The organism is Dolichospermum sp. LEGE 00240 (assembly GCF_015207875.1).
Classification (GTDB): Bacteria; Cyanobacteriota; Cyanobacteriia; order Cyanobacteriales; family Nostocaceae; genus Dolichospermum; species Dolichospermum gracile.
In genome coordinates, this window is the sequence record NZ_JADEVZ010000055.1 from 1 (window position 1) to 15,256 (window position 15,256).

A 15,256-nucleotide genomic window follows, 5' to 3' on the forward strand; every position below is an offset into this window, starting at 1 on the left:
CTCCCTCCGTGACAACCCGACGGTATAAGAAAAATATGGAACAAGGTTACTCAGACAAAGCATACCGTTGGAATCGGGAAGAATACTCTAGCAAACGCCGCTTTGTGGATATTTGGTCTTTTGTCTTGACCTTGATGTTCAAAATTTGGCGCTATAACAAGGCTTGGAGTTACCCTGGTGGTATAACAGAAGCCAAGCAAGCAGCTAGACGCAAAGCCCAAGCAATCTGGATTAAAACGACGTTTTTAGATTTGGGTCCGACTTTTATTAAGATTGGACAATTGTTTTCAACTCGTGCGGATATTTTCTCTGCGGAATATGTGGAGGAGTTATCTAAGTTACAAGATAGAGTCCCGGCATTTAGTTATGAACAGGTAGAAGGAATTATTGAGCAGGAATTAGGGAAGAAGATTTCCGTGCTGTTCCAAGATTTTGAACCTGTTCCCCTGGCTGCTGCTAGTTTGGGTCAAGTCCATAAGGCGATTTTGTATACTGGTGAGTCAGTGGTTGTCAAGGTGCAACGCCCTGGACTCAAAAAGCTGTTTGAAATTGATTTAGGCATTCTTAAAGGTATTGCTCGCTATTTTCAAAACCATCCCAAATGGGGACGGGGTAGAGATTGGATGGGTATATATGAAGAATGTTGTCGCATTCTTTGGGAAGAAATTGATTATCTGAATGAAGGACGCAACGCCGATACTTTTCGCCGGAATTTCCGTATTTATGATTGGGTAAAAGTACCGAGGGTTTATTGGCGTTATGCTACCTCTAGAGTGATTACTTTGGAGTATGTGCCGGGGATTAAAGTTAGTCAATATGATGCTTTAGATGCAGCGGGTGTGGATAGAAAAGCGATCGCTCGCTATGGCGCACAAGCCTATCTCCATCAACTTCTCAACAATGGTTTCTTCCACGCTGACCCCCACCCGGGTAATCTCGCAGTTAGTCCCGACGGGGCTTTGATTTTCTACGACTTCGGGATGATGGGAACAATTAAATCCAATGTCCGCGAAGGATTAATGGAAACCTTATTTGGCATCGCCCAAAAAGATGGCGACCGTGTGGTAAAATCTTTAGTTGATTTGGGAGCGATCGCCCCAGTTGAGGACATGGGACCCGTCCGTCGTTCAGTCCAGTTTATGCTGGATAACTTCATGGATAAGCCCTTTGAAAATCAATCTGTAGCAGCCATCAGTGAAGACCTATATGAACTCGCTTATGATCAACCATTTCGGTTTCCAGCCACTTTTACCTTCGTCATGCGGGCCTTTTCCACCCTCGAAGGAGTCGGTAAAGGTCTAGATCCAGAATTTAATTTTATGGAAGTTGCCCAGCCTTACGCCATGCAGCTTATGACAGATAACAGTAGTTCTGAGGGGAATAGCTTCTTGAATGAATTAAGCCGTCAAGCAGTCCAAGTCAGTAGCACTGCTTTAGGATTACCACGAAGATTAGAAGATACCCTAGATAAAATAGAACGTGGGGATATTCGACTAAGAGTTCGCTCCGTAGAAACTGAACGCCTGATACGGCGACAGGGTAATATTCAACTGGGAATAAGTTATGCTCTTATTATCAGTGGTTTTACAATTGCCGCCACAATTCTCCTAGTTAGCCATTATATATGGTTAGCAAGTCTGATTGGTTTAATTGCCGCATCAGTTTCATTCCTGCTGATTCGTTTGCTTTTACGCCTCGACCGTTATGATCGGATGTATTAATTAATTGTTCAGGAAAAATCTATGAAACTTGAATCTACCGGTTGTACAGATCCGGGGCTTATTCGTGCTTATAATCAAGATTCCTACTATATTGATCCCGCAGGGCGATTCTTTATAGTCGCCGACGGGATGGGTGGTCATGCAGGAGGAGAAGAAGCCAGTCGCATCGCTACCGAAGAAATTCGTTCATATCTAGACAAAAATTGGCAATCCCCCGAATCTTCCTTAGAAATTTTAGAACAAGCTTTATTCACCGCCAATCAAGCCATAGTTAAAGACCAGCAAAATCATCCCGAACGCGCTGACATGGGAACAACAGCCGTAGTCATCATGATTGGTCCAGATGAATTACCTGTATGTGGTCATGTTGGCGATTCCCGTCTTTACCGTCTGCGAGAATCACAATTAGAACAAATTACAGAAGATCATACCTGGATTGCTAGAGCCATAAAAATTGGCGATATTACTGCTGAGGAAGCCAGAGAGCATCCCTTTCGCCACGTTTTATCTAAATGTTTAGGTAGAGAAGACCTCCACCAGATTGATATTCAACCAGTAGATCTACAATTGGGCGATCGCCTACTCCTCTGTAGTGATGGACTTACAGAAGAACTTATAGATCAGAAAATTCTTGAATATATCAACAAAGCACCTAATTTAGAACAAGCTGCCCACACCTTAATTGAAGCTGCCAAAGAAGAAGGTGGACACGATAACATTACCGTCGTCCTCGTGTCTGTAGAAGCCTAATAGGAGTCAGGAGTCAGGAGTTCAGGCGTTCAGGAGTTCAGGCGTTCAGGAGTCAGGAGTCAGGAGTCAAAAGTTCAGGAGAAAGAAGAAAATTCTTTACCTGTCACCTGTCACCTGTCACCTATCACCTGTCACCTGTCACCTGTCACCTGTCACCTGTCACCTGTCACCTGTCACCTGTCACCTGTCACCTGTCACCTGTCACCTGTCACCTGTCACCTGTCACCTGTCACCTGTCACCTGTCACCTGTCACCTGTCACCTGTCACCTGTCACCTGTCACCTGTCACCTGTCACCTGTCACCTGTCACCTGTCACCTGTGTCACCTGTACCCTATCACCTATCACCTGTCACCTGTCACCTGTCACCTGTCACCTGTTCCCTAAAAAAAGTAAATATACTGAACAATTTGTTCAAATTGAGCATTTTTTATATTAGCAATTTGATAAAAATATTTTTAATCTCCAAAAATTACCACAGGAGCTTAAACTTCTATAATTTCCACAATTGACATAAGCTGTTGTGCATTTAGTTTGTATAATTCTAGCGGGCAAGATGCCCGCACTACAAAGTTCAAGTAAATTATGGTTATCAAATTTAGCTGCGTAACAGCTTATTGCACCTTGTAGTCTGTCTTAAATAAACAGCAAATAGGCGGTTAATAAATCAGATAATCCAGATCAGTGCCAAACATCAAACTTGCCTGTCTCTCGATTTCTCCCCTATAACCCCTAAATGTCAACCAACCCATAACTACTGTAACTTAAAGAATCTTCACCAAAATCAGACCATCCAACTTGCACGAATCCGCTCTCTGCGGACATAATTTTTGTATCAAAAAAACATGATAATACACACCTCAAAAAAATAAATTCAAAAAGATGGGCAAATTGTCAAATACTTGTTATCTTTCTTAATATAGAGAAACAAATGTCAGGGAAAATCTAGCCCAGAGATGACTTCTTAGGACTTTTATCTAATTCAACAGATTGTAAATCAAGGGAACAAGGAATTTAAATAACAAGCAACAGCTTCTTGTACCTTGAAATTCCCAACTTCCAACTTTTCAATTCTGTGATCAATTCCGATTTTACACCTTGTTTGTTTTGGAGTTCATTATGAATCAACGAACTGAACTATCTTTGGAACAGCAATTTAGCATTCGCTCTTTTGCCACACAAGTCCAACACATGAGCCACGAACAAGCTCAAGATTTTTTGGTCAAACTGTATGAGCAAATGGTCGTTCGGGAAGCAACTTATCAAGAAATGCTCAAACACCAATGGGGTCTAGAATCAGATCCCAATATGGCATAAGGTTACTAATGAGTAACGTCTCCTGTATCGCAGTGGGCGACCTCCTTCTCTTGCTCGTTTCCAGACAGGAAAAAAGCTGGGGATGTTGGGGCGTTAACTTCGATTACTACTACAGTATTGTGATTTATCCTCCAATTAATTCTTTATTTTTTCATTCCTCATTTTCTAATTCTTCATTCTGACTCCTGAACTCCTGACTCCTGACCTGAAAAGATCAACCAGAAATATCGAATGAAGAATCAGTATCAATTGTTTCTAACTTAGCTAATATTTTAGGTTTAATTTTTTCATATTCCTTTTTCAATAGATTTTTACTAATTTGACCATCTGTTGATGAGGTTAAACCTTGACTAGAAACAAGCCACTCTTGCAATCTTTCTCTTTGGGCCGCAGCAATATTTGATTGTAATATATGTGTGCAAGGATGAGGAGTTTCTTTAGCGAAGAATAATAAACGATATTGTCCAGTATTGTACAGTAATCGAGTGATTTCTTGTCCAGAACTAGTTTTGAGATCCAAATAATAAGGCAACCATTTAGCCCCATGTTGACGACTATAAATAACTGTAATCCATAACATGACAGGATGGGGAGAAGAAATAAAGAGAAATTGATTGTAGCGAGTACAAACTAAGCGTTTTTGAATTTCTTCTTGGGGTAGCATCACCCATAAAGCTGGTAACAACGTTTTATCGTGGTAAATGGGTTGAATAAACACGATATTGGCAATGGGTTTATTGTGTGGCCAAGTAACTAACTGTGTTATGTCATGATGAACTGAATATCTTCGTAGTTCGACTTGTGTATTGTGACTGGTAACGGGAATTGTCAGGAGATTGGTTTTTATTTTCTCTACTGGTTCTGGAACTACAGGAGAGATGGGTTTAATAATGTCTTGAGTATCTTGATATATAAAAGCATTCTCAGTGGTATTATGCGTTTCCTTTTGCTGTTCTAGAGTAGTCAGAATATTAATAATTTCATTGATACTTTGGGGGCGTTCGCTGGGTTTTTTGCATAAACAATTCATAATGACATCTTCTAATTGCTTGGGTAGATGCAAATTAGGAGAAATTTCTGCAAAGGAACAGGGTTTTTCAAAAGTGTGGGCTTTATACCATGCTCCAAAGGTGTTGGTTGATGCCACCACAGGAATTTTACCAGTCAGCATTTCAAACATCATGATCCCAAAACTGTAGATATCAGAACGACTATCTAGTTCTTTACCTTCAATTTGTTCAGGAGAAGAATAAGCCAAAGTTCCTAAATAAAACTTGGTATGATCACTATTAGACATGAGTAATTTAGCAATACCAAAGTCTAAAACTTTGACTAATTCTCCAAAACTGGGGTCTTGAATTACCATGATATTACCCGGTTTAATATCACGATGGATGATTGGACAAATTTTTCCATCTACAGGAATACCATTATGAGCGCACTGTAGTCCTAAACCAATTTGCTTGGACATACTGACAAATCTTGCTAAACTTAGATGTTTTTGGCGAATGATCTGACCTAATGTTTGTCCCTGTAGATATTCCATGACGTAGTATGTTTCATCTACCCCATAGTCCATGACTCGGACGATATGGATACTTTTTTGACCAAGTAAGGCGCAGGTTTTAGCTTCTCGCTCAAATCGTTCTTGGCAACGCATCCTTTCGTTTTGGATGGATAAAGTTAGAAACTTGACTGCAACAGGGACACCTCCCAGCAACGTATCCTTAGCACGATAAACTCGTCCCATCGCACCAGAGCCAATTAGCTCTTGTAGTTGGTAACGGTTGCCGAGTAAGCGACCAATGTTGGGGTCTGACATAGAAAATTCGACTCCAATGTTTAACAGTTCGGGGGGTAGTTTTGTAGGTTTCGGTGATTAGAAAGTAGGTGAAAAACCTGAGAATTAAAACCGAAAATTCATCAATTCTAAATTAGACATAATTGATTAATTTGAACTCAAAAATAAAAACAAACAACCTCTCATTGTAGCATAAAAAACTTTTGCAGGAGGCCTAGTACCGCAGGGCGGAAGTCGAAAGTCAAAACGAAGACAGTATAGGCTTTTTAATGATTGAGAATGGTTAGTTTATTTATGCCGTGTTGTACTAATGTAATTGGCGTTCTAGACTAGCTTCCATTGTACTATCTAAAAAATGACCAACAAGAATGCCACTAGTTAGATAATACTGGTTGTCATCAATTTGATGTAGGGTTTCAAAACCACTGCGTCTTTGACGATGGCGAAGGTCAGTGGAGCTATCTCCGAGTACCCAATAACGCTGAACAATTGTATCTGGACAAATCCAGCCTTCACCTTCTACTTGTCCGAGATAATTATGTTGAAGCAGAAAAGTATACTGACGCTCTCCTTTATGAAGTCGTCCTTTATACTGAAAAGAAATTTCTGGGCGATCGCTGTTAGGAAAGATTAATTTTGTAGCCATAGAGAACCAATTATCTCGATGCCAAACCACTAATGTTAAACCCTTCAAGGGAATTGGTTGACTATTGCGCTCCAACCAACTACCTTGGATCACCCACTTTCCTGGTTCTAATAAAAAAGTATGTCCCACAGGCTAAATCCCTTGTTTTAAGCTGTTACGCAGCTAAATTTGATAACCATAATTTACTTGAACTTTGTGGTGCGGGCATCTTGCCCGCTAGAATTTACAAACTAAATGCACAACAGCTTAATCTAGCACAGTTGAAGTTTAGAAATACTTGCTAACATAGTATTTCCAGAGAAAAGAAGAGAATATAGACTAAATTAGCGATAATTATCGTGAATTTCGCCTAAAAGCATCTCTTGATATGCTCCTGTGACTGCGGGTAAGTTACCAGGAATATTGATGTTTCGCCAGTATGCTAAAACCGCAAAAGCGATCGCCTCTTTAAATGCAGCACTTAAGCCAAACTCATCTGTAGTTGACACTGGAACATTCCCCAATAACAACTGTAAGCGATTTTTTAAGTAACTATTACGACTGCCACCACCACATAATATTACCTTATGTGGTCTTCTAGGCAGAAAATTATCATAACTATGGACAATAGAAACTGCCGTTAATTCTGTGATAGTTGCTAAAAAATCTGCGGCATTAAGTTGGTAAGTTTGGGCATCCTCTAAACAATCATGCAAGTAGGTAAGACCAAATAACTCCCGTCCAGTAGATTTGGGTGGTGGCAAATGGAAATATTCGTGACTTACCCATTGTTCCACCAAGGGGTAACAGGGTGTACCACTGGCTGCCCAATCACCATTATTGTCATAGCTTTTAGTGCCATTTGTAAAATGCTGGACGGCTAGATCCAATAAACTATTACCTGGACCTGTATCCCAGCCGCGAATTTGCGACAACCAATCATCACTACGGGCGGGAAGATACGTAACATTACTAATACCCCCAATATTTTGAATACAACGTCCTTCCTGGAGATGACTGAGTAAATAGGCATCTACTTTAGGAACAAGGGGCGCACCGTGACCATAAGCAGCTATATCTGCTATTCGGAAATTACTGACAGTAGTAATACCTGTTAAATGGGCAATCATCGCGCCCCGTCCCAGTTGGCAGCTATAACCCAGTTCTTCTAGTCCTTGGGGTGGACGATGGTAAACAGTTTGACCATGAGAACCGATGAGGGTGGCTCTGGGATGACCAAATTGAATATGTTGAGCAGCTTGGGCAAAATTATGAGCGATCGCATCATCTATTGCGGCTAAATCTGCCATTGATATCGCCGTACCAGCCCCCAGCCCAAGAATGTGTTCTCTGAGTTGAGGGGAGTAGGGATAGGTTTCCCCTGCCAGTAATTTCACTTTCAAATCCAAATCTCTACCGGAAATTTCTACTAAAGCGGTATCTATCCCATCTACGGACGTACCACTCATTAAACCAATTACGCGAGTCGGTTGCATTGACTCAAATACTTTCATGAATTTGCGATCGTAGTGTAATTGATCCTATTACCCATGTCAAAACAATACTCTTACAGGAATATCCGGTAAGGCTTGACCATACAACCTAGTACCGCAAGGCGTTCGTCAAAAGTCAAAAGTCAAAAATAATATGGCGTCAGCTTTTTAGTGATTGAGAATGATTTTTTTATTTACGCCGTGCTGCACTAGGATGATTGTTCCTTCCTTTCACCTCCTGAATCGGCGCAAGCCCTGCGCCCCTACATTTTATGCCACGCTTCACTATCAGCAACCCCTAACTAATTTTGCTGACGATTAATATCTTGTAAATCCAAAGCATAATTTAAACGTAAAATATTTACCCCTGGTTCACCAAAAACTCCTAAAAACCTGCCATCAAGATACTTATTAATTAACGGAATAATATCATCTTCCTGAATACCCCGTGCCTGTGCCACTCTCTCTATTTGTTGTCGTGCTGCTTTTAAAGAAATGTGGGGATCTAAACCAGACCCGGACGTATAAATCAAATCAGCCACAGGTTGTTTATCCTGATTCTGCAATTCTTCCACCTGCTTGAGAATACGTTCCTTAAGTTCGGGATTCGTAGGAGCAAGATTACTACCCCCAGAAATACCCGTTGGTTGAGCTTTTCTACCTTGACTATATCTAACAGCACTGGGACGACCATGAAAATAACGATCAGATGTGAATACCTGACCAATTAAAGTCGAACCAATAGGTTGATCATTGATATTTAAAATCACACTACCATTAGCGGAAATCGGGAAAAAAGACTGACCGACTAGCAATATAAAAAGAGGATAGACAATTGCTGTTAATAACCAAATTACCAAAGTAATTCTAATTGCTTTGACAGTTTCTCTAAAAATAGACATAATTTAATCTTGATTTAAGTAGGTTGGCGTTGAAAATTGTCGTTATGGCAAGGCAAAAGGCAAGAGTGAAGAGGGTTTAGACGATTTTACGTTTCTTTACACAGTTTGGTTTTATTGTGTTCACCTACTTAACCTTGAATTTAATCAGAGGATTCACCGAAGTAGGGGCGCAGGCCCTGCGCCCAGTCAGGATATAGGAGTAAAAGTGCTGTAAGTAGGTGAACAGAAAAATTTAAATACATATCGCTACGATTTGCCAATTATTAAAATCGTTCTGGCTGAAAAATAACTATTAACAAATAAACCACCAACATCATAGTAGTAAACCCTAAAACCCCCATCGCCCAAGTAGAAACCCTATCTAAACTGAGAGTAGTATTAGCATAAACCACTGGACTCATAAATAAACTGAAACACATCACTATAAAAATAGTGATTGGTAATTGGTGTTTAAACTTGGACAATCGAATCAATGGTATCATTTTCATCAGGAAAAAGGTAATATACAACAAGTAAAAGGCAAGAATTATCAATTACCTATTCACGTAATTACAGCATAATTCACGGAGTCAGGAGTAAAACTGTCTAGCGGTGAATATAGATCCTGTACCTGATTAATCTGCAATCTGCTATATTTACGCTAAACCCACAAATGTAATTATCATATCTATTAATTTAATCGCAATAAATGGAGCAATCACCCCACCTAAGCCATAAATTAAAATATTTCTTTGCAGAAGTTGATTAGCGGTTAAAGGTCGAAACTGAATACCTTTTAATGCTAGAGGAATCAAAGTTGGAATAATTAAAGCATTGTAGATCAACGCTGAAAGAATAGCCGAATTAACGCTACTCAACTTCATAATATTCAAAGTTCCTAAATTAGCAGCCGTGAAAAGTACGGGAATAATTGCAAAATATTTAGCAATATCATTAGCGATAGAAAATGTCGTCAACGCTCCACGAGTAATTAACAATTGCTTGCCAATACTAACGATATCAATTAATTTGGTGGGATCAGAATCTAAATCCACCATATTAGCCGCTTCCTTAGCTGCTTGCGTTCCCGTATTCATTGCCACACCTACATTAGCTTGTGCCAAAGCGGGAGCATCATTAGTTCCATCCCCTGTCATCGCTACTATTTTACCCTCAGCTTGTTCCCGTTGAATCACACTGATTTTATCTTCTGGCGTAGCTTCAGCAATAAATTCATCTACTCCAGCTTCTTTCGCAATCACAGCAGCAGTAATCCGGTTATCTCCCGTCAGCATGATAGTCCGCACTCCCATGCGTCGGAGTTGGTCAAATCGTTCCCGGATACCCGGTTTCACAATATCTTTGAGATAGATAACACCATAAATTTCGTTATCAAGACAAACAGCTAAAGGTGTACCACCTTGATGAGAAACTTGTTGATAGGCAACATCTAATTCCGGTGTATCTCGTCCACGACGGGAGAGAACAAAGCCTTTAATCGCTTCTACTGAGCCTTTCCGTACTTCCCTACCCCCAGGTAAATTAGTACCACTCATGCGGGTTTTTGCTGAAAATTCTATCCCCTGTGCTTGTTTGCGGTCTAAATCAAAATTTGCCCCTAATTTTTCTGCCAGTCGGACAATAGATTTCCCCTCTGGAGTATCATCAAAAATACTAGCTGCCAAAGCCACGTTAGCAATTTCCGCCATTGAATGACCATTAATGGGGATAAATTCTTCTGCTAAACGGTTGCCAAGGGTGATTGTTCCAGTTTTATCAAGCACCAGAGTATTAATATCGCCACAGGCTTCTATTGCCCTACCAGAGGTGGCAATGACGTTAAATTGTGCCACTCTATCCATACCTGCAATACCGATGGTACTCAGTAACCCGCCAATAGTTGTGGGGATGAGGGCTACCAAAAGAGCAATGAGAACAGGAATGCTCACAGGACTATTCACATAGTAGGCAAAGGCGGGCAGAGTGGCTACTACGAATAAAAATACTAAACTCAGAACTGCTAATAATACTGTTAAGGCAATTTCATTAGGGGTTTTAGTCCGTTCTGCTCCTTCGACCAGAGCAATCATCCGGTCAATAAAGCCTTTGCCTGGTTCAGCCGTAACACGAATAATCAGTTCATCAGAAATTATGCGTGTACCACCTGTAACTGAACTGGCAACGTCTGAACCTGATTCTTTGAGAACTGGGGCAGATTCGCCTGTAATTGCTGATTCATCCACAGAGGCGACACCCATGATTACTTCACCATCTGCGGGAATCACGTCGCCTGAGACTACATATATAGTGTCTCCCTGTTTTAAGCTGTTGGCAGGAACTTCTGTGATTGTGCCGTCAACGGTGATAGTTTTGGCAATGGTGGCTGATTGGGTTGAACGTAAAGTATCGGCTTGGGCTTTACCTCGTCCCTCGGCTACAGCTTCGGCAAAGTTGCTAAATAGAACGGTGAATAATAAAATTCCCGTTAATAGTCCGTTAAACAGATGGGGATTTTTTTGACTTACTGGACCAAATAATTCAGGGTAAATGGTGACCGAGAAAGTGATGATTGTTCCTATCCATACTAAAAACATCACTGGATTTTTGATGGCATATTGGGGATACAGTTTAATAAAGGCATCTCCTATTGCCCGGAAATACAGTCCTTTATTAGATACTCGCGTTTTTCTGTGTTTCTTACGACGATAACGGGGACGGGGAGCTTTAGAATGAGAGGTAGTTGCTGAGTTCATATATAAGTAATTTTCTAGGAGTCACCGAGTCAGGAGAAAGAAAGAAGACAATTATCTTCATCCCTATTTCCCCATTGTTTCTAACTACCAGAAGCGAGTTTAAAGCCTTCGGCAATTGGTCCTAAAGCTAGAACAGGGAAGAATGTGAGGATGCCTAAAATTAGGGTGACACCAGCAGTAATTCCCGTAAATAGCAGAGAATCAGTTTTTAAAGTTCCCCGGCTGGCTGGACTGGCTTGTTTTTTAGACATACTATCAGCTAAGAGAAGTAGGGCAATAATGGGTATATAACGTCCTGCGAAAATACTGACAGATGTACTTAAGTTCCACCATAATGTGCTGTCATTTAATCCTTCTAAGCCAGAACCGTTATTGGCTGCGGCTGAGGCGTATTCATAAACTACTTGGGAAATTCCATGAAAACCTGGGTTACTAATTCCTGACAAAGATATAGGATAAGCCATAGCGATCGCACTTGGAATTAAAATCATCATGGGGTGAATTAATAGCACCACACTAGCCAGAACAATTTCCCGTTTTTCGATTTTGCGCCCAAAAATTTCTGGTGTGCGCCCTACCATTAAACCGGTGATAAAAACTGTGAGCATCAGATAAATGAAGAGATAAGCTGTTCCTATACCTTGTCCTCCCCAAATTATTTGTAAAAATAGGTTGAATAAGCTGGAAAATGTGCCACTGGGCATGAGGGAATCGTGCATTCCGTTAACAGCACCGCACATGGTGGCTGTGGTTGTAACTGCCCATAGTGCGGTTTGCGCCCAATCAAATCTGACTTCTTTGCCTTCTAAGTTGGGTAATTCTAATCGCAAGGTATTATTAATGAGGGGATTTCCTTGTAATTCCCCTGTGGCTGTAACGCTAATGAGAAAAACAAAGATGATAAACACCATTGAAAATAATAGCCAGGTTTGTTTGAGGTTGTTGGCAAATACTCCGTAGGTGTAAATTAGGGAGGTGGGGATAGCCAGCATGGCGATGATTTCTATTAGGTTAGAAGCGCCATTGGGATTTTCAAAAGGATGAGCAGAATTAGCTGCAAAAAAGCCGCCGCCATTTTCTCCTAACATTTTGATCATTTCCCAGGAGGCTACTGGACCTCTGGCTATGTACTGGATTCTCCCTTCTAAGGTTTCTACTAATATGGTTTGGGCTAGGGTTTGAGGTACTCCGGCGATGATGAGAGCGATCGCCCCCACAATAGATAAAGGTAATAATATCCTAGTGATAGCCTGGGTAAAATCCACATAGAAATTCCCCAGTTTTCTCCCCGTTAACCCCCGAATAAAGGCAATTCCCACGACTAAACCACTAGCCGCTGAGGTAAACATTAAAAAACCTAAAGCTGATGTTTGACTAAAATAACTAAAGGTATTTTCTGTGGCGTAGTGTTGTTGGTCAGTATTGGTCAGGAAGGAAATTGTGGTATGTAGTAATAAATCCCATCTCATCCGCCCCAGTCCATTGGGATTCCAGGGCAGAAATTTCTGATAATAAAGAAGCGCGTAAACCGCTACACCCATGACTAAGTTACTGCATAGTAAGGCGCGAATATACTGCCAACCCGTCATATCATTTTTTTTACCCACACCCCCTAAAATATAAATTATTGCCTCTATAGGCTTCACCACAGGATCAAGAATTGTCCTCTCTCCCAAAAAAACACGGGCTATATATTTCCCTAGTATGGGCGTAATAAATACGACAATAACCAGCGTTAAAGCAATTTGTAAAAAACCTTGACTCATGTAGTTTGCACTCTATTCAACTGAATTTCTAGCCAGTTAACACTCAACAATAATGCCTAAATTACTAATAAATTGAATTTTTAGTGATTGGATGATTTTTCATACCACCTAAATCAATATAGTAGAGAATTAAATATTAACCCAACGACTTGATAAACTATGGCTGAACTACCAAAAACCTTAGAAGATGCGATCGCTCAATCTTGTGAAGCGGTAAAATCAGCTTTAGCTGATGGTACAACTCGGATTCAAGTTGAGTTATTATTTCCCGAACTCAAATTCATGACGGTTGCAGAACAATTTCTCCCCCAATTTACTGAATACGCATCCCGTCTTAAAGTCTTCTTTGCTGATGCTGGTGCGGCTGCTTTAGCCCGTCGTGATTGGACAGACGCACAATTCCAAATTTCCGATATTGGTACTGGTAGGGCTGCATCCCTAGAAGCAAAAATTCAGCCAGAGGATGAAATTTTCCTATTTATTGCCCCCACCTCCGTAGAAGTCCCACAATTAGAAAAGCTGTGTGAACTGATCGGCGATCGCCCCACAATCATGTTAACACCCCGACTCGAAGATTCAAGTATAGTTGGTATCGGTTACACAGCCAGAGAAACTCGTCGTCGCTTCATTAGTACCATCGAATCTTGTTACTATATCCGTCCCGTAGATGATCAATCTGCCCTGTTCCGTTGCTATCCTGGATTATGGGAAGTATGGGTAGAAATACAAGAAGAATATCAAAAAGTTGCTGAACTCCCGAAAAAACCTTCCGGTGACGAATTAGACGCGATTCTTATGGGAGGACAAACGCAAAACACCAACACCAGCGACACCACACCCACCAAAAAACCTAGTGTGTTTAAGAGTTTGCAACGGTTTATCAAGGCTTTAAGCAGTTAAGATAACAACGTGATGGGTAAATCAGTTATTACCCATTACCAATTCCCCCATTATTGAATTTAAAGATGAAATTAATCTGTTCTCAAAGTGATCTTAGTAGCAATCTTTCTCTCGTCAGTCGTGCAGTCCCCTCCAGACCAACCCATCCTGTTCTTGCCAATATCTTATTACAAGCAGATGCCGAAACTAATCAAGTTAGTTTAACAGCCTTTGACCTGAGTTTAGGTATCCGTAGCAGCTTTAGCGCCGAGGTCTTAGAAGGGGGGACAATTGCTCTCCCTGCCAAACTACTTGTAGATATCACCTCTCGTCTTCCAGAAGGGGAAATCGCACTGGACGATCAATCAGCAGATAATACTGGAGAAGGTATAATTGTCACTCTCAAACCCAAAAGCGGACGTTATCAAGTCCGAGCAATGGGGGCAGAAGAATTTCCCGAATTACCTATAATTGAAAATGCTGAAGCCATTACTCTCACCACAGCGGCACTAATTGAAGGATTGAAGGGTTCTTTGTTTGCTACAAGTTCCGATGAAACCAAGCAAGTTCTCACAGGTGTACATTTAACTCTCAAACAGGACACTTTAGAATTTGCTGCTACCGACGGACACCGGTTAGCAGTTTTGGAAACCACAAATGAGCGTCCTGTAGAAGGAAGCGAACAGGTAGAGGTGACAGTACCAGCAAAAGCATTACGAGAACTACAAAGGATGTTAGGACATAACTCCACATCAGAAGAAACTGTAGCCGTATATCTTGATCAAGGTCAAGTAGTATTTGCTTGGCAAAATCAACGCCTCACCAGCCGCACTTTAGAAGGACAATATCCCGCGTATAGGCAATTAATTCCTCGGCAATTTGAACGCCAAGTCACATTAGAAAGAAAGCAATTTATTAGCACTTTGGAACGAATTGCTGTGTTAGCAGATCAGAAAAATAATATTGTCAAAGTCAGCATTGATAATGCCAATCAAGAAATTACTTTATCTTGTGAAGCACAAGATGTTGGTAGTGGTACAGAATCAATGCCAGCACAAATATCTGGCGAAGATATAGACATTGCTTTTAATGTCAAATATCTGATGGAAGGTTTAAAAGAACTACCATCTTCAGAAATTCAAATGCACTTGAATCAAAGTTTAACTCCGGTAATTTTCACGCCCTTGGGTGGATTAAAAATGACCTATTTGGCTATGCCTGTACAGCTTAGAAGTTAGTTTTTAAGTCATTATTTAGGGCTTGCTGAATAA

General features: G+C 40.8%; 12 protein-coding genes. 5 read left to right on the forward strand and 7 right to left on the reverse strand.

The window, feature by feature from the left end; genetic code table 11:
* Window positions 1-35: 35 nt before the first annotated feature.
* The 3 genes from IQ226_RS17165 to IQ226_RS17175 all read left to right on the forward strand — a co-directional run bounded on the left by IQ226_RS17165 (window position 36) and on the right by IQ226_RS17175 (window position 3,787).
* On the forward strand, window positions 36-1,721 hold the full coding sequence (locus tag IQ226_RS17165; RefSeq protein ID WP_193897248.1) for an AarF/ABC1/UbiB kinase family protein: 1,686 nt from the start codon (window positions 36-38) through the stop codon (window positions 1,719-1,721).
* Window positions 1,722-1,742: 21 nt separating this feature from the next.
* Window positions 1,743-2,471 (forward strand): Stp1/IreP family PP2C-type Ser/Thr phosphatase, encoded by a 729-nt coding sequence (locus tag IQ226_RS17170; RefSeq protein WP_193897250.1) that lies wholly within the window; start codon window positions 1,743-1,745, stop codon window positions 2,469-2,471.
* A gap of 1,118 nt (window positions 2,472-3,589) precedes the next feature.
* The gene (locus tag IQ226_RS17175) at window positions 3,590-3,787 is read left to right on the forward strand and encodes an NblA/ycf18 family protein (RefSeq protein ID WP_027402129.1); all 198 of its coding nucleotides are present in this window, start codon (window positions 3,590-3,592) and stop codon (window positions 3,785-3,787) included.
* A gap of 214 nt (window positions 3,788-4,001) precedes the next feature.
* Here IQ226_RS17175 and IQ226_RS17180 read toward each other — a convergent pair whose 3' ends face one another.
* The 7 genes from IQ226_RS17180 to kdpA all read right to left on the reverse strand — a co-directional run bounded on the left by IQ226_RS17180 (window position 4,002) and on the right by kdpA (window position 13,106).
* Window positions 4,002-5,609 (reverse strand): serine/threonine-protein kinase, encoded by a 1,608-nt coding sequence (locus IQ226_RS17180; RefSeq protein WP_193897252.1) that lies wholly within the window; start codon window positions 5,607-5,609, stop codon window positions 4,002-4,004.
* 286 nt (window positions 5,610-5,895) lie between these two features.
* A complete protein-coding gene (locus IQ226_RS17185) occupies window positions 5,896-6,363 on the reverse strand; it encodes a hypothetical protein (RefSeq protein ID WP_193897254.1) in 468 nt (155 codons plus the stop codon).
* Window positions 6,364-6,557: 194 nt separating this feature from the next.
* Window positions 6,558-7,709, reverse strand: a complete 1,152-nt coding sequence (locus tag IQ226_RS17190; protein ID WP_193897256.1) for an anhydro-N-acetylmuramic acid kinase — start codon at window positions 7,707-7,709, stop codon at window positions 6,558-6,560.
* Window positions 7,710-8,008: 299 nt separating this feature from the next.
* The gene (gene kdpC / locus IQ226_RS17195) at window positions 8,009-8,608 is read right to left on the reverse strand and encodes a K(+)-transporting ATPase subunit C (RefSeq protein WP_193897258.1); all 600 of its coding nucleotides are present in this window, start codon (window positions 8,606-8,608) and stop codon (window positions 8,009-8,011) included.
* 263 nt (window positions 8,609-8,871) lie between these two features.
* Window positions 8,872-9,009, reverse strand: coding sequence for a potassium-transporting ATPase subunit F (locus tag IQ226_RS17200; protein ID WP_193897260.1), 138 nt, complete (start codon window positions 9,007-9,009; stop codon window positions 8,872-8,874).
* A gap of 234 nt (window positions 9,010-9,243) precedes the next feature.
* Window positions 9,244-11,340: a potassium-transporting ATPase subunit KdpB gene (kdpB, locus tag IQ226_RS17205; RefSeq protein ID WP_193897262.1), complete on the reverse strand. Its 2,097-nt coding sequence runs from the start codon at window positions 11,338-11,340 to the stop codon at window positions 9,244-9,246.
* A gap of 80 nt (window positions 11,341-11,420) precedes the next feature.
* The gene (gene kdpA, locus IQ226_RS17210) at window positions 11,421-13,106 is read right to left on the reverse strand and encodes a potassium-transporting ATPase subunit KdpA (RefSeq protein WP_193897264.1); all 1,686 of its coding nucleotides are present in this window, start codon (window positions 13,104-13,106) and stop codon (window positions 11,421-11,423) included.
* 159 nt (window positions 13,107-13,265) lie between these two features.
* Here kdpA and IQ226_RS17215 point away from each other — a divergent pair, with 159 nt between their 5' ends.
* Both IQ226_RS17215 and dnaN read left to right on the forward strand, forming a co-directional pair.
* On the forward strand, window positions 13,266-14,006 hold the full coding sequence (locus tag IQ226_RS17215; RefSeq protein ID WP_193897266.1) for a DUF1995 family protein: 741 nt from the start codon (window positions 13,266-13,268) through the stop codon (window positions 14,004-14,006).
* A gap of 65 nt (window positions 14,007-14,071) precedes the next feature.
* Window positions 14,072-15,223: a DNA polymerase III subunit beta gene (dnaN, locus tag IQ226_RS17220; RefSeq protein WP_193897268.1), complete on the forward strand. Its 1,152-nt coding sequence runs from the start codon at window positions 14,072-14,074 to the stop codon at window positions 15,221-15,223.
* Window positions 15,224-15,256 lie beyond the last annotated feature (33 nt).

What these genes read in the sequence shown, in the direction of transcription:
- IQ226_RS17165 (WP_193897248.1), top strand. Translation starts at nt 36, where the DNA reads ATGGAACAAGGTTACTCAGACAAAGCATACCGTTGGAATCGGGAAGAA.
- IQ226_RS17170 (WP_193897250.1), top strand. Translation starts at nt 1,743, where the DNA reads ATGAAACTTGAATCTACCGGTTGTACAGATCCGGGGCTTATTCGTGCT.
- IQ226_RS17175 (WP_027402129.1), top strand. Translation starts at nt 3,590, where the DNA reads ATGAATCAACGAACTGAACTATCTTTGGAACAGCAATTTAGCATTCGC.
- IQ226_RS17180 (WP_193897252.1), bottom strand. Translation starts at nt 5,609, where the DNA reads ATGTCAGACCCCAACATTGGTCGCTTACTCGGCAACCGTTACCAACTA.
- IQ226_RS17190 (WP_193897256.1), bottom strand. Translation starts at nt 7,709, where the DNA reads ATGCAACCGACTCGCGTAATTGGTTTAATGAGTGGTACGTCCGTAGAT.
- kdpC (WP_193897258.1), bottom strand. Translation starts at nt 8,608, where the DNA reads ATGTCTATTTTTAGAGAAACTGTCAAAGCAATTAGAATTACTTTGGTA.
- IQ226_RS17200 (WP_193897260.1), bottom strand. Translation starts at nt 9,009, where the DNA reads ATGAGTCCAGTGGTTTATGCTAATACTACTCTCAGTTTAGATAGGGTT.
- kdpB (WP_193897262.1), bottom strand. Translation starts at nt 11,340, where the DNA reads ATGAACTCAGCAACTACCTCTCATTCTAAAGCTCCCCGTCCCCGTTAT.
- kdpA (WP_193897264.1), bottom strand. Translation starts at nt 13,106, where the DNA reads ATGAGTCAAGGTTTTTTACAAATTGCTTTAACGCTGGTTATTGTCGTA.
- IQ226_RS17215 (WP_193897266.1), top strand. Translation starts at nt 13,266, where the DNA reads ATGGCTGAACTACCAAAAACCTTAGAAGATGCGATCGCTCAATCTTGT.
- dnaN (WP_193897268.1), top strand. Translation starts at nt 14,072, where the DNA reads ATGAAATTAATCTGTTCTCAAAGTGATCTTAGTAGCAATCTTTCTCTC.